This window comes from Shewanella sp. SM68 (assembly GCF_025653925.1).
In the GTDB taxonomy this organism is placed as follows: Bacteria; Pseudomonadota; Gammaproteobacteria; order Enterobacterales; family Shewanellaceae; genus Shewanella; species Shewanella oncorhynchi.
The window spans coordinates 1-14,093 of record NZ_JAKKRU010000003.1 but is presented as its reverse complement, the minus strand read 5'-3'; the positions used below and the strand labels follow the sequence as shown (position 1 = coordinate 14,093).

General features: G+C 44.4%; 13 protein-coding genes. 8 read left to right on the top strand and 5 right to left on the bottom strand.

What is annotated here, in order from left to right:
* Nucleotides 1-121: 121 nt before the first annotated feature.
* The 5 genes from L5M40_RS05695 to L5M40_RS05675 all read left to right on the top strand — a co-directional run bounded on the left by L5M40_RS05695 (nucleotide 122) and on the right by L5M40_RS05675 (nucleotide 6,935).
* Nucleotides 122-748 (top strand): glutathione S-transferase, encoded by a 627-nt coding sequence (locus tag L5M40_RS05695; protein WP_173497076.1) that lies wholly within the window; start codon nucleotides 122-124, stop codon nucleotides 746-748.
* 78 nt (nucleotides 749-826) lie between these two features.
* On the top strand, nucleotides 827-1,495 hold the full coding sequence (locus L5M40_RS05690; protein WP_014610189.1) for a glutathione S-transferase family protein: 669 nt from the start codon (nucleotides 827-829) through the stop codon (nucleotides 1,493-1,495).
* A gap of 238 nt (nucleotides 1,496-1,733) precedes the next feature.
* Nucleotides 1,734-3,125: an RsmB/NOP family class I SAM-dependent RNA methyltransferase gene (locus L5M40_RS05685; RefSeq protein ID WP_263175392.1), complete on the top strand. Its 1,392-nt coding sequence runs from the start codon at nucleotides 1,734-1,736 to the stop codon at nucleotides 3,123-3,125.
* A 288-nt stretch (nucleotides 3,126-3,413) separates the two neighbouring features.
* The gene (locus L5M40_RS05680; RefSeq protein ID WP_006080915.1) at nucleotides 3,414-3,575 is read left to right on the top strand and encodes a hypothetical protein; all 162 of its coding nucleotides are present in this window, start codon (nucleotides 3,414-3,416) and stop codon (nucleotides 3,573-3,575) included.
* A gap of 237 nt (nucleotides 3,576-3,812) precedes the next feature.
* Nucleotides 3,813-6,935: an NAD(P)-binding protein gene (locus L5M40_RS05675; RefSeq protein WP_263175393.1), complete on the top strand. Its 3,123-nt coding sequence runs from the start codon at nucleotides 3,813-3,815 to the stop codon at nucleotides 6,933-6,935.
* A 42-nt stretch (nucleotides 6,936-6,977) separates the two neighbouring features.
* On the opposite strand, the gene L5M40_RS05670 is transcribed toward L5M40_RS05675, so the two are convergent.
* Nucleotides 6,978-7,196 (bottom strand): hypothetical protein, encoded by a 219-nt coding sequence (locus tag L5M40_RS05670; RefSeq protein WP_263175395.1) that lies wholly within the window; start codon nucleotides 7,194-7,196, stop codon nucleotides 6,978-6,980.
* A 181-nt stretch (nucleotides 7,197-7,377) separates the two neighbouring features.
* Nucleotides 7,378-9,051, bottom strand: a complete 1,674-nt coding sequence (locus L5M40_RS05665; protein WP_263140323.1) for a diguanylate cyclase — start codon at nucleotides 9,049-9,051, stop codon at nucleotides 7,378-7,380.
* A 245-nt stretch (nucleotides 9,052-9,296) separates the two neighbouring features.
* Between L5M40_RS05665 and L5M40_RS05660 the strand changes: the two genes are divergently transcribed.
* Nucleotides 9,297-10,148, top strand: coding sequence for a DMT family transporter (locus tag L5M40_RS05660; protein ID WP_131525349.1), 852 nt, complete (start codon nucleotides 9,297-9,299; stop codon nucleotides 10,146-10,148).
* A gap of 63 nt (nucleotides 10,149-10,211) precedes the next feature.
* On the opposite strand, the gene L5M40_RS05655 is transcribed toward L5M40_RS05660, so the two are convergent.
* The 3 genes from L5M40_RS05655 to L5M40_RS05645 form a co-directional block, all read right to left on the bottom strand.
* Nucleotides 10,212-10,751, bottom strand: coding sequence for a YfaZ family outer membrane protein (locus tag L5M40_RS05655; protein ID WP_028760670.1), 540 nt, complete (start codon nucleotides 10,749-10,751; stop codon nucleotides 10,212-10,214).
* A 166-nt stretch (nucleotides 10,752-10,917) separates the two neighbouring features.
* Nucleotides 10,918-11,436, bottom strand: coding sequence for a GNAT family N-acetyltransferase (locus tag L5M40_RS05650; protein WP_263177634.1), 519 nt, complete (start codon nucleotides 11,434-11,436; stop codon nucleotides 10,918-10,920).
* A 91-nt stretch (nucleotides 11,437-11,527) separates the two neighbouring features.
* Complete coding sequence (locus tag L5M40_RS05645) at nucleotides 11,528-12,898, bottom strand: magnesium transporter (protein ID WP_028760672.1); 1,371 nt, start codon at nucleotides 12,896-12,898, stop codon at nucleotides 11,528-11,530.
* A gap of 151 nt (nucleotides 12,899-13,049) precedes the next feature.
* Here L5M40_RS05645 and L5M40_RS05640 point away from each other — a divergent pair, with 151 nt between their 5' ends.
* Entirely contained in the window at nucleotides 13,050-13,535 is a 486-nt protein-coding gene (locus L5M40_RS05640) for a glutathione peroxidase (RefSeq protein WP_263140330.1), read from the top strand.
* A gap of 378 nt (nucleotides 13,536-13,913) precedes the next feature.
* The coding region (locus tag L5M40_RS05635) for a transposase (RefSeq protein ID WP_263256400.1) at nucleotides 13,914-14,093 on the top strand (180 nt) is incomplete at its 3' end.

Here is a 14,093-nt window from a genome sequence, read left to right as displayed (position 1 = left end):
GTAAATCATTCTTGACTGATCGTTTAGATATGGCGTAAATTCTAACCTAACCGAACGTTCAGAAAAAGCCTTATATGCCCGAATCGAGCATAAAGCACTGATAAAAACTACAGGACTTTAGATGAAACTCTACGAATTAGCTCCGACTCCCAGCGCACGCCGCGTCAGTATTTTTCTTGCGGAAAAAGGTATAGAAGTGCCAAGAGTGAACGTCGATATCCGTGGAGGAGAAAATTTAAGCGCTGAGTTTAAAGCCAAAAGTGTAAATGGCCGCATTCCACTGCTCGAACTCGATGATGGCAGCTACCTGTGTGAATCTGTTGCCATTTGCCGCTATTTAGACGAAATTCACCCGAGTGAGCATTCACTGTTTGGTAATACACCGCTTGAGCGCGCCAAAGTAGAAATGTGGCAACGCATCATAGAGTTACAAGGATTAATGGTCGGGTTTCAAGCCTTTCGTAATTTAAGCGGTGTCTATAAAGACAGGGAAAATTGTGTCGAGTCTTGGGGCGTAGAATCACGCCAAAGGGTCATTGACTTCCTACCAACCTTAGACCAACAATTGAACACGTCAGCCTTTGTGGCAGGCGATGCATTCAGTATTGCCGATATTTCGGCTTACGTTTTTATCAGTTTTATTAAAAATTTAGACATCGAAGTGGCTGATAACTTGCCGCATCTCAAGGCTTGGTTCAACACTATGACGCAGCGTCCTGCCATAGTATCGTTAACCCCTAAAAAATAGCGGCGCTAATGCCTGATGATGAATATTCATGGGCACTAAAGTGAGTAGCTATAAGCGTTATAACCTTAAGGAATCATCATGATAGATTTATACACAGCCGCGACCCCTAATGGTTTTAAAATTTCCATCGCACTGGAAGAAATGGGACTTGAATATCGCGTCCATAAATTAGATTTCAGTACCAGTGAGCAAAAACAGCCCGAGTTTATTGCCATTAATCCCAATGGTCGCATTCCCGCCATTATCGACCGCGATAACGAGGATTTTGTGGTATTCGAATCAGGTGCGATTCTGCTGTATCTAGCCGAAAAAACAGGTAAATTCCTGCCAGCCGATCCGAAAAAGCGCTCACAGGTGATCCAATGGTTAATGTTCCAAATGAGCGGCGTCGGCCCCATGATGGGACAAGCCAACGTATTCTTTAGGTACTTCCCTGAAAAAATCCCCGCAGCCATTGACAGGTATCAAAAAGAAGGTCGACGTTTATTCGAGGTTATGAATACTCAACTAGCTACAAATCAATACCTTGCTGGTGACGAATACACGATTGCCGACATCGCAACTTGGCCTTGGGTGCGGATCCACGAGTGGAGCGGCATCAATATGGAAGGTCTGACACATTTGCAACGTTGGTTAGATGAGTTAGCACTCAGACCCGCGTGCCAAAAAGGCATAGTCACGCCACCACCGGTGGAAATGAGTGATGAAGAACGGGCTAAGCAAATCCAAAAGATGGTGACGAAATAATCACCTTCTAAGCGGTAATTGAGCGATAGCCTGCAAATAACCCTTTGGTACTGAATACACCATGAGTCTAAGTGACTCAACCACAAAAAGCCCCGCAAGTTGATGCGACTTTGGGGCTTTTTTTCTGCCTGTTATCGGGCAAAACTGCTACACTCTGCGCCACTTATTTTTCCCCTCTGTTACAGTTATGCCTCCTACATAAGGCGCAGCCACAGAGAGCATAATTCAGGCTAAATTTATGGGTAATCCAAGCAGCTTCTCTTCCGGTAAAGCATCCAACTCAAACACATCGTCAGCATTAAATGCAGAGGCTAGCACCCCAGCGCAAAAACGTGCGCTCAGTTACGCCAGTACAATTAAGCAATTATTCGATGAAATTCAAAGCAGCAAAATGCCCGCCGACCGTATTCTGGCCAACTACTTTAGAGAACATAAAAAACACGGCTCGAAGGATCGTAAAGTCATTCGTGAATCTTTGTTTGGTCTGTTTCGCTGGTGGGGTTGGTTTCAGCGATTAGGCGATCAACAAGAATCAGCGACTTATTTTGCCAGCCTAAGTGCCAGTGCGTTATTGGAAGCCCATGCTTGGCAAGATATCGCCACTGCTTGGCATGAGTTATCGCAGTCGCCTATCGATTATCAACAGGCTCAAGCACTTGCCGTTGACAGTCTCGACGACAAACTCACGCTAATGCAGCATTTATTTCCAGCGGCTAAGCTTAAATCACAGGATTTATTACCCGACTGGTTCTGGCAAGTGTGCCCTATAGATGCGGCGCAGCAAACGCAATTAATTGCTGCTATGTCCAGTCGCCCGCCGATTTGGGGACGCGCGCAAGGGATCACGAGCCAAGATGCGGCGGCGCAGCTGCAAGCGATAGGTATCGATGCTAGTTATGGTCATTACTTTAACGATGCCATTAACCTTGGCAGCAAGAGTATGAATCTTAATGAAATAGCCCTGTATAAAGACGGCAACATTGAGATCCAAGATTTGGCTTCACAGGTCATAGGGCAAATTTGCGCGCCAGAACCCGATGCCCATTGGTGGGATGCCTGCAGTGGTGCAGGCGGCAAAACCCTGCAGCTGCGGTCTTTGATGTTGACCAAGGCTGCTGATAATAAAACACCCTCTACGGGCAGCATTATATCGTCAGATATTCGCTCCAATGCCCTAGAAGAACTGACTAAACGTGCCCAAAGAGCCCACTTTAACGGCATTAGCGTTGCCCGTTGGAAGAGTGATGCCCTGCCGGTACCAGCGGATCATTTCGACGGTGTGTTAGTCGATGCCCCGTGCAGTTGCACTGGCACTTGGCGACGTAATCCCGATATGCGTTGGTTGGATGGTGTTGAAGCAGTGGCCGATAAAGCCGCGTTACAGCTCGATATTTTAAGCCGTAGTAGCCGCGCAGTTAAAGCGGGCGGCATCCTCGTTTACGCCACGTGTTCCCTGTCGCCGCTCGAGAACCAAGACGTGGTGACGGCGTTTTTAAAGCAACATCCAGAGTTCACGCTCACGCCGATACGCCATCCTTTTACGGGTGAACAAACAGAAATGTTGACCGTATGGCCCTTTGAAGCGAATAGTGATGGTATGTTTGTCGCGCGTATGCTGCGCAGCAAGTAACACTAACTCATTATTTTGTATCAAAACTTGGCGCCTTTCATTCTGGGCGCCAGTTTCAATCATATAATATAATTTCCGATGATAATTACACTTACCCTTTAATTATCATAAGGATAATCCACACATTCCCCATTAAAATCTCAGATGCGGCCATTTCAGTGGCAAGATATAGCCTTTGGACAAAACTTTTCACCATCAGTGATTAAATATTTCGCTTTAGCTTCATCTCACCTTTGGGTAAAAAGATCGGGTGCTGCGAATGGCACAGGTATTTTTGGAATTTTGACCATGTCACACTCCTATGAATTTGACGACGATGATGCGCCATGGGGCGATAACGTCAAAGGTAAGCAAAAGAATAAACGCGTGAAACAGCGCCGCAGAGATACTAAGCGACGTTACTCGGACGATAATACAGAGGTGGATTTCTACCAAAATAAATCGAAGTAACTAGATCTAAGTACCCTTGCTCTCACGGGTTTGTTTTACAAATTCGTTCTGTGCTAAACCTGCCAAATCTGAGCAAGTTGGATAATATCCAACTTGCTACTCAACCCCCTTATCCCCTCTCAAATACTTAATCATTCCAGTGTAAAATCAATGGGCTTAATTGCTTATTTGCCCTATGCTTTTTGGGCTATAACTCCCAAATCATTGGACTTACACTGAAATTTAAGGATGAACGCCATGGAAAAACAGCGCCCCGACTTTATTTATCCCCAAGGCAGTATGTTGATGCACTCGCCCTTAGTGCTAAATAAAGCCGATATGTACGGTTTTTTTCTTAAGGGAAAACAGGAAAACCTGCAACGCTCTATCGATAAAACCCTGAATCAAGTTGCCGGCAGCGCAATGTATTTTAAGGTGCTGTCTCCCTACGTACTGACAACCTTCACTCAAATTGAAAAAGCCTATTCCGCTTATCCAGAGGACAGAGCTAAGGGCTGGATCCAAGAAACGGACATCATCACTTGGGTCATGGTCGGGCGCCAAGATAGCAGCGACAGTAAACAAATCAGCCAAGTGTATTTTCAGCCGCTACACATTTGGGTGAACGATGCCATGGCCTTAATTAATGGCAGAGAACTCTTTGGTTATCCTAAGTATTTATGTGAATACACTATGCCAGCGGTTGGCGAGCCTCTGACGCGATTATCCCTTGAGACCAAAAGTTTTTTACATTTCTCACCCGAAACCGAACTTGCCCTGCATCCATTAATTGAAGTGAATTGCGATGCCAAACCCGAGGCACAGCTTTCAACCCTTGAAGCGATAGCTCAAACTTGGCAACTCTTTAAAGAACAAACCGATTTTATTCCAGAACTTGACCAGCTTGGTGAAGAACAGCTATTTCATCTGTTATTTAAACCCGCTATCGATCAAGTATTTCTAAAACAGTTCCCCGACTCGTCAGGGCAAAAAGCCATTTATCAAGCCATCGTTGCCGCGCCAGCCCAAGTGAATAAAGTGCACAGTGTTGCCCTGCTAAAAAATGATTTTGTCGCGACCATTTTTGATAATGCCAGCTTCCCGTTAAAAGATACGCTCGGGGTCGAGATTGGTGAGCAGCACGTTTTACTCCCTTACCATGTGAACTTCGATTTTGAAGTGCCGCCCGGCGAGGTATTAGTCGATAACTCCGAAATCAAAAAACAGAAAATAGCCATTCTCGGTGGCGGTGTCGCGGCAATGACAGCAGCCTGTTATCTAACCGACAAACCCGGCTGGCAGAATCAATATGAGATTGATGTCTATCAACTCGGCTGGCGTATCGGTGGTAAAGGGGCTAGTGGCCGCAATGCCGCTATGGGACAACGCATCGAAGAACATGGTTTACACATTTGGTTTGGTTTCTATCAAAACGCGTTTGCCTTAATGCGTAAAGCATATGAGGAATTGGATAGGCCAGCAAACGCGCCGCTTGCGACTTTTTTTGATGCCTTTAAACCGCATAACTTCATCGTCTTACAGGAAGAAGTTGATGGCCGTTCTGTAAGTTGGCCAATCACTTTCCCAATGTTACCAGGCATCCCAGGTGATGGCACCGAAACCCTCACCTTCTGGAAAGTCGTTAAAGTCGCCTTTGCGTGGATCAAAGAATGGCTCAAAGACATGGATGACCTGCTCGATGCAGATGAAAAAGCCATGGGAACACCTAAAAACTGGCTCGATAGCAGCTGGTTTGAACGCTTAAAAGATAAGTTAGAGGATTCGGTCGAAGATGCCAAAGAATCACTCGACGCGCTCGGTGATAAGCTTGAATGCCATTTTAATCAAATGATTGGCCGCGAGTGCGATGAGCATGTACACAGTGAAAGTGACGATGGTCTTGTAGAATCGGCCGTCGATGCCCTGCATCAAAGACTCGTGAAACGTTTTAGCGGACATTTAGATAATAATGACGAACTGCGCCACTTATATATAGCCGCCGATCTGGGGCTCACGATCCTCAAGGGCATGTTTGCCGACGATGTATTTGAAAAAGGCTTTGATGCCATCAATGGCTATGATTATCGCGAATGGTTAACCAAACACGGTGCAAGCCTTAAGTACACAGTCGACAGTGCGCCAGTGCGTGGTTTTTACGACTTAGTGTTTGCCTATGAGAAAGGGAACTTCGACAAACCCAATGTCGAAGCGGGCACAATTATCCGCGCTATGCTGCGTATTGCCCTGTGCTATCAAGGTGGCGTGATGTGGAAAATGCAGGCGGGAATGGGTGATGTTGTGTTTACACCTTTTTACGAAGTGCTCAAACGCCGCGGAGTCAATTTCCACTACTTCAATCGAGTTGATAATCTCGAATGTCACAATCAAAGTATTCAAGCGATTGAGATCACTGAGCAAGTAGCTCTGGCGCCGACTGTCACAAACTACGATCCTTTAGTCGATGTGAAAGGTCTCGCTTGCTGGCCAAGTACGCCCAATTATGAGCAGCTTGAGCCTGAGCAATCGGCACTGCTTAAAGCCCATAATATCAATCTTGAACACTTCTGGAGCGATTGGGACAGCGTGTATGAAACTCACTTTGGCAAAGCCCTGCCGAAAAAGCGTTTAGTCAAAGGCGTAGATTTCGACAAAGTGATCTTCGGTCTATCCATAGGTTCTGTGCCCCATGTAGCGAGTGAAGTCATGGCACAAAGCCCAGCACTCAAGCTTTGCGTTGATAAGGTGCAAACTGTCGCCACTCAAGCCTATCAACTGTGGATGAACCAAGATCTGAATGGGATAGGCTGGCCTAATTACTCTGAAGATGGAGAGGAGCCCGTATTATCGGGCTTCACCGAACCCTTCGATACTTGGGCATCGATGAACCAACTACTAGACAAAGAAGATTGGCGCGGCTTAGAACCTAAAAATGCCAGTTACTTTTGCTCGGCATTGCCTGTCGAGGCCTATCCACCAAGCTCGGATGTAGATTTCCAACAACGGAAAACCTTAGAAGCAAAAGCGGGTGCTATCCATCAACTCAATACCGAAATCCATAAACTTTGGCAAAATGTCGGTGATAGCTTCCCTTGGGAATGGTTACACGATGAACAAGACCGTCAAGGTGTTGCCCGCTTCGATAGCCAATATTGGCGCGCAAATGTAGACCCATCCGAGCGTTATGTCTTATCGGTTAAAGACAGCTCGCAGTATCGCATCACGACAGATGGCACAGGGATAGATAACCTGTATATAACGGGCGATTGGATAAAGACAGGCCTTAATGCGGGCTGCGTCGAAGCGGCGACGATGGCAGGAATGCACACTTCAAAAGCGATATCGGGTCATCCTGCGGTGATTAAGGGCGAAAAAGACTTCTAAGCTCGTCCTTAAATCTAGCTAAGTCGCAAACTTGGACACTGCTCAGTCCAAGCAAGATGAAGCTAATAAATCTAAGATAAAAACATAAACGGCGCAGATAAATTCTGCGCCGTTTATGTTTTTCAATGTTCTAATAATACCAATCGTATTAAATATCTGTTCATTCAGCGGGAGTTCAACGCGCTTTAGACAAGGCGAAGGCTTGAAGGCATAGTGGTGTTCTGCCGAAAGCCTTAAACGCAGTATAAAGCGCGTTGCCATGTAGTAAACATCAGCCGCCCTTCGGGAGCCACACAGGCATCCCACTCCAGTGTTGCATTGACTTAAAAGGGAATAACCATTTCTGCGTCAATGCGCCTTGGATTGAAATACCTGTGAGGCTCTGAACTGATTAGCTATTTAATGTGATTGGTATAAAACGATTATTTTAAATTTTCAATAGCTAGCTTAAATGTAGCCTCACATCGACACCGCGAGTATCTGCATACTCTTGACGACGCTTATCCATACGCGATTGATATAAGTGAGTGTCAGCAGAACGCAACCACTCATGGGGATCTGCGACCTCAGTGTTTAACGACATCCCAAAACTACACTGGCAATCTTTAAAACCATGGCTTGCTAATTCTTCACCTAAGCCACTCAAAGCACTCTGTAATAACTGGATACCAGCAGAAGGCGTCACAATCACAAACTCGTCACCACTAATACGATAAACCTTCATGTGCGCTAAGTCTGTTGCTTGCAATAACTGCACTATCAACAGCAATAATCTATCGCCTTCTTGATGGCCGAGTGTTTCATTGACACTTTTCAGACTATCGATATTCAATAGTGCTAACGCCATTGGTTGCACGACTTTATCGGCAAATCCTAATTGTGAGTTCATATATTCGTCAAAAGCATAACGATTACCGACTCGCGTTAATCCATCTAAACGTGCCTTTTCCCATGCAATCGCTAACTCTTCAATATGCGCCTTACGTTCCTCAGCAAGTAATTTCAGCTTATTCGCTAACGCTAAGGACAGTAATAACGCATCAGCCGTACCGCCCATCAGAGTCGCAAGCTCTGCATGTTCAATGAAATCAGGAGTGAGCCCCATATTTCCGGGTAAAATAATCACCGCAGGCAACAGCAAGCAGGTAAAGGCAAGAATAAAATAACGTGCAGGAGCAAAGCCTTTCATCAAACACACATTACCGCAGGTAATCGCTAAAGCAATCCATAGCATGATCAGTACAGAGGCAATAATTGCCGTATAGGACAACAACCAAATACTGGTCGGCAGAGCCACAATACAGGCAAACATTAAATACTGACTAAGACGCCACAGCCGTGGTGAGTAACTAGGCAACTGCAGGAAGTGCTTGTAAAACATGATATTAAAAATGGGTAAACTGATGAAAAACAGATGATGCAACTCAAGGTAATGAAAATTAAATAAGTGTGCTGGCAAATGGAAAGTCAGTGCCCAGCCACCAAAATAAGCAAATACGTAAAGGCCATAGTAGAGAAAGGCTTTATCAAGAATAGAGATATAAATCAAAATATTATATAAGGCGATAAACAATAATCCGCCTAAACACAGCAGCACTGCCATTGCGAGACGGTCAGACATCAACTGATGATCCGCCACACTTTGCAATGCTATCTCAGGGGGAGAGGAGTAATAACGGCTGCTCAGCTTCACCACCAACCAATAATCCGTGCCCATATTCAAGGTGACCTTACGGCCATAATCGAATAAAAACTGGTATGGAGCACTGTAGCCACTGTGGGCATGTTGTACGCTGCCGTCACTGCCGAGTATCCAATAATCTACGGATTCAATAATCGAATTACTTGCATCCACTACCCAGTTTGATTGACGTTGATTGACCATCACAGGTGTAATCATCCAATAATCGCCACCGGTTAAGCTGACCGAACTAGCTTCGTCGAGTTGTCCCATCCAATGGGGCACGGTTTCAAACCGATCAGGAGGCTGTTGATCCGCTTTAGCATGGAACAAATACGGGGAGTCCAACGCAATTTCAGCGCTTAATACAGAGGGACTTAATGTCCACAAGAAAAGTAAAAAACACCCAAATAGAGTTTGTTTAAGTTTGTTCATCGGCTTATTTAGTTAAAGGGCCATAGATCATTTTTACAGCTATGAAGAAAATGCTAATGCTGTCAATCTTAGTCGATAGTTGGATTTGTAGGTTAACTTTATGGCTACATTTAGTTTTTTACAATCAGTTAGGCTAAATTAGTCGGATATACCATGCCTTATGATGCTATTTTAGTCTCAAAGTCCAAACTGCGGCATGAAATTCAAGATACACCTCAATACTGACTTATTTTTGCTGGGATCCTATGCAGCCTCTATTGATGATTTTAGCCGCACAACTACTGATTGCCAGCGGTAACCTATTGGTTAAGTTGCTTGAAACCAATGTGCCTGTTTTTCAACTGGTGCTCTACAGGCAATTATTTGCCACTCTGCTTGTACTGCCTTTTGTGTGGCACTTACAGGGTAATCTTAAACTGAGTCCTTTTTACAAAGTGCATCTCGCCCGCGCACTATTGATTGGATTGGGCAACGCCATTTTTATGCTTGCTATTCTGCATCTTCCGCTCGCGACAGTAACAGCCGTGATTTATACCTCACCCTTGTTACTGCTAGTACTATCGGCCATTTTTTTAAATGAACGTATTGGTTATCGACGCATGGTCGCAGGTCTTATCGGCTTTAGCGGCATTTTGCTTATCAGCCAACCAACAGAATTTAACCTGTATATAGGTTTAGCCTTTTTCGGTGCCATAACATCAGCATTGAATAGTTTGATTTTAAAGGCCTATTCGACCCATGAACATCCTTTTTCCATGCTCTTTTGGTCTAATGCCTTTGCGATGATATTTCTGATACCTGCGACCTTATACGAAGGCGCCGAATTTAGTTTACCAGTGGCGCAAGTGGGGCTGACTTTGGGACTATTTTATATTGCCATGACCTATCTCATCATCCATGCCTATCGACGTGCCGATGCGAGCCAAATGGCACCAGTAGAATATACAGGATTGATTTTTGCAGCCTTGTTAGGCTGGTGGATACTCGATGAAGAACTCAGCCTAGTGATTTTAATCGGTATTGGATTAGTCATTTTCTCATCCATATTGCCAAGCTACAGTGAGCTAAAGGCGAAATGGAAAAGCCGGCGAAGTTAACCTCGGCCGGCTCTTTAATTCGACATCTCGATCGCAATACAGCTAAATCAATATGCCTTGTGCTTAGAAACGGAATTTACCGCCAATATACACACCATCTTCGAAAGTAAAATTGCGGGCATCATCGTATTCGAAGGCAATCTTGCGGTAACCAACATAAAGTGCCATGTTTGGCGTTATACGGTATTGCACTTTTGAGTCTAATTCATAATGACCATCAACATTGCCAAATGACAATACAGACGGTGCATAATAAGCCGCAGCGTGCAGTGAAATATTGGGTCCCATTGATAGTGCATAACGACCACCAACAGAAACAGCACTGCCATTGGGTGAATAGTCAGACCAAAGCTGGCTTAACTGAGCACCGACCTCAAAGTGATGCACACCCGCATCATGGGTCATGTGCATTGCACCTTGAGCGATATGGCCGCCTTCATCAGCATAGATATAACCCAAAACCGCGTTAGTATCTTTGTTCAATTGCAGTTCTAACTCAGTTGAAACCACATCGTTGTTCAACCCAAGATTAAATTCTGACGCATTCACTTGCAGCGCTGCTGCACTCAATAATAAGACACTTGCTACTCTGAACTTAGCCATAAAAAAACACCTCAATAATGACTGTGGGTAATAGCCGCGGATCATACCGAATAAATAAAGAAAATCAGCCTATTTGCGTATAAAGAGGGATTATTTGCGAGGAATATACAAATGTAAAACAAGATAAAAACACATTAAGATCTAAGTCTTTTCACTTACAACACAATTAGAACGCTGGAGTACGATCGCCAACTAAAGACTGCATTATCGCTTCAGCATCGACATTAACGCTTAAAGCTAAGTAATACCAACCCACAGTATTTCCCGTGCCACGGATACTCAAATAATTACGCCAAAACTGAAAACCTGCCTTCAATAAATTAGCTTGACTCGACGTGTTCTCGGCGCGAATAGTCGCATACAAAATCGACATTCCTAGGGCCTTTGCCACCTCAATCCGTTTATGAGTTAACCCTTGTGCTATGCCTTGACGCCGATAATAGGGCGATACCACCAGATAACCCAATTCACCGACAGTGCCTTTATCAACAGTGCCTTTACCGGCTTTTATCGCGGCGCAACCGACAATCTCACCCTCGATAGTTTTCGCTAAGATCACCGCACGAGAATGGAAAAAGACCTGATGATCCAACGGATGAGCATTATCATCACGTCCATCAATTAATTGTGCCGCCAGCGCTAATTCTTCCGGCTTTTCACCTATAACAAACTGAATGTTATTCATATCCAGATTAAACCGTTAATGTTCCCAACATACGGTGAATGCACACCAAATTGCCGTGCATTCATCTTCCAAACTCACCCAAGAGCCCACGCTACAGATATAACAACGTCGCCATACCTAAGAAAGTAAAGAAACCCACCACATCGGTCACAGTCGTTAAGATCACTGAACCCGATAACGCCGCATCTTGATTAAACTTCTGTAACACCATAGGCACTATCACCCCAGCAATAGCGGCAACGGCCATATTAATCAATATCGCACAGCCGATCACTATACCTATCGTCGCTTCACCGAACCACCAGCCAGAGACTAAACCTATCACTATCGCCCACAAAAATCCGTTAACTATGCCAATGCCGAGTTCGTTTTTCATTAGCGAAAACAAGTTACCCGCCGAAATCTGTCCCATGGCCATGCCACGGATCATTAGCGTTAGAGACTGGCTCCCCGCGATACCGCCCATAGAAGCGACAATCGGCATCAACACAGCTAATGCAACCACTTGCGATAGGACATTTTCAAATAAACCAATGGTCGCTGAGGCAAGGAAAGCCGTCAGTAAATTGATCCCAAGCCATACTGCACGGCGCTGAGCACCTTTCATAATAGGGGCGAACAAGTCGTCGGATTCATCCATACCCGCTGTTGCCATCAACTGCGCCTCATAATGCTCACGCACTAATGCCGTTGCGGTTCGTAGCGTCACTCGGCCGATTAACTCTCCGGACTCATCAATCACAGGCAATTCAATTTCGCGGCTGTGCTCTATCGCTTCGGCCGCTTCCAAAAGACTCGTATCGGCGGATAACGCACGGCAGTCCTCAGACAAAAGTGAAATCAATAACTCATCGGGATTATGTTTAAAAATATCATAACGACGAACAGTACCTTGATACTTATCCAGATCATCAACGATAAACAAATTGTCGTTACAATCGAGCTCTATACGGCGAAAGAAGCGCTGCGCTTGAGCAACTGTCGCCTTATCACTGAGCACCAACATTTGATGATCGGTATAACGGCCGATTTCATTCTCAGAGTATTGATCATAAAGTTCGAATCGTTGTCGCTGACGCTCTCCCATCTGAGCCAAGGCACGATCGGTAAAACTTTCAGGAAGATAATCACTCCACTCAATTAAATCTTCTGGGCTTAATTGCGCAAATAACAGATCCACTTCATTGTCAGGCATCCGCTTCAGGATCCCCATACGTGGATCGGCACGCATTAGGCTCAGCACAGTCACTCTGTCAGCAAATTCAACTTGCTGCCAACGCTCATAACGCTCATCCAAGGGCAAGGACTCAAGCGCTAAGGCTATGGTTCCAGGTTCTGAGTCATTCAGAATTTCACTAAACACTTCAGCCTGTTCTTCGCCTTCAACTTCAGTGAGTTGTTGAACTACTTGCCCCACATCAGCTTGCATGTTTGTTTCGTATTCTGCGTCATTTTCTATCACACAGATGCCCTTTTCTTTAGCCACAAAATTGCTGTAACTATATTGATAATTAAGTAAATTAGCAAACCCACAAAATAAATTGCGCGCAATTATATTGCTGAAAATTATTTTAAGGTTTATGCTGTTTGGCTAAGATCCTACGGAGGTGAACATGACTACGAATATATACAGCCAATCAGCAACAGACATTCAAGGCAACGCGGTAAGTTTAGAGCAGTATCGAGGCAAAGTACTCTTAATCGTCAACACCGCCAGTGAATGTGGATTTACACCGCAATACAAAGGATTAGAAACGCTATATCAAGAATACAAAGATAAAGGATTAGTGATTTTGGGCTTTCCTTGCAATCAATTTGGCGCCCAAGAAAAAGCCGATGAACAAGGCATTCAAGCCTTTTGTGAATTGAATTTTGGCGTGACGTTTCCGCTATTTTCTAAAATAGAAGTGAATGGCGAACATACGCATCCACTTTATCAATACCTTAAGAAAGCCGCTCCCGGCGTATTAGGCACTAAAGGTATTAAATGGAATTTCACTAAATTTTTAGTTAATCGCCAAGGCGAAGCAATCGAAAGATTTGCATCAACGACCAAACCCGAAGCATTAGAAAGTAAAATTGCTGCTTTGCTAAAATAATTTAATCACTATCTATTTGAAATCTTGCAATTTATAAAAATTTAGATTTATTTTAATTTTTTATGGAACTTTAACCGTACAAGGCCCCTCAAATGTATTGAACAGTGAATGTCTTTTTCATGTTCATCATCTCCCTGGGGCTTCTAGCGCAGTCCCCTTGACCTAGGAATAGGTCATTAGGCAACCATTAGGTTGCCTTTTTTTATCCCTTTATTTTATATGTAAGATAAATGTAACAACTAAGTGTGGGCACTCAATATCTCTCAAAAACTTTTTTTGTCTTTTTTCTGATATCGGTGAACTTTGTAGTGGCACACTGAATTTGGCCACCTAATAAGAAATGTTATGATCTCATTCATAGCGAATTTAGGTGACAAAATGAATAAAAGTAAACGTGCACGATATAGCGCAGCGATTAAGCTCGAAACTGCCCAATTAGTCATTGACCAGGGCTATACACAAGAAGCGGCAGCCAAAGCCATGAACGTAGGTAAATCAACGGTCAGTAAGTGGGTAACGCAGCTTCAGGTCGAGCGCAAAGGGCTTGCTCCTTGCTCC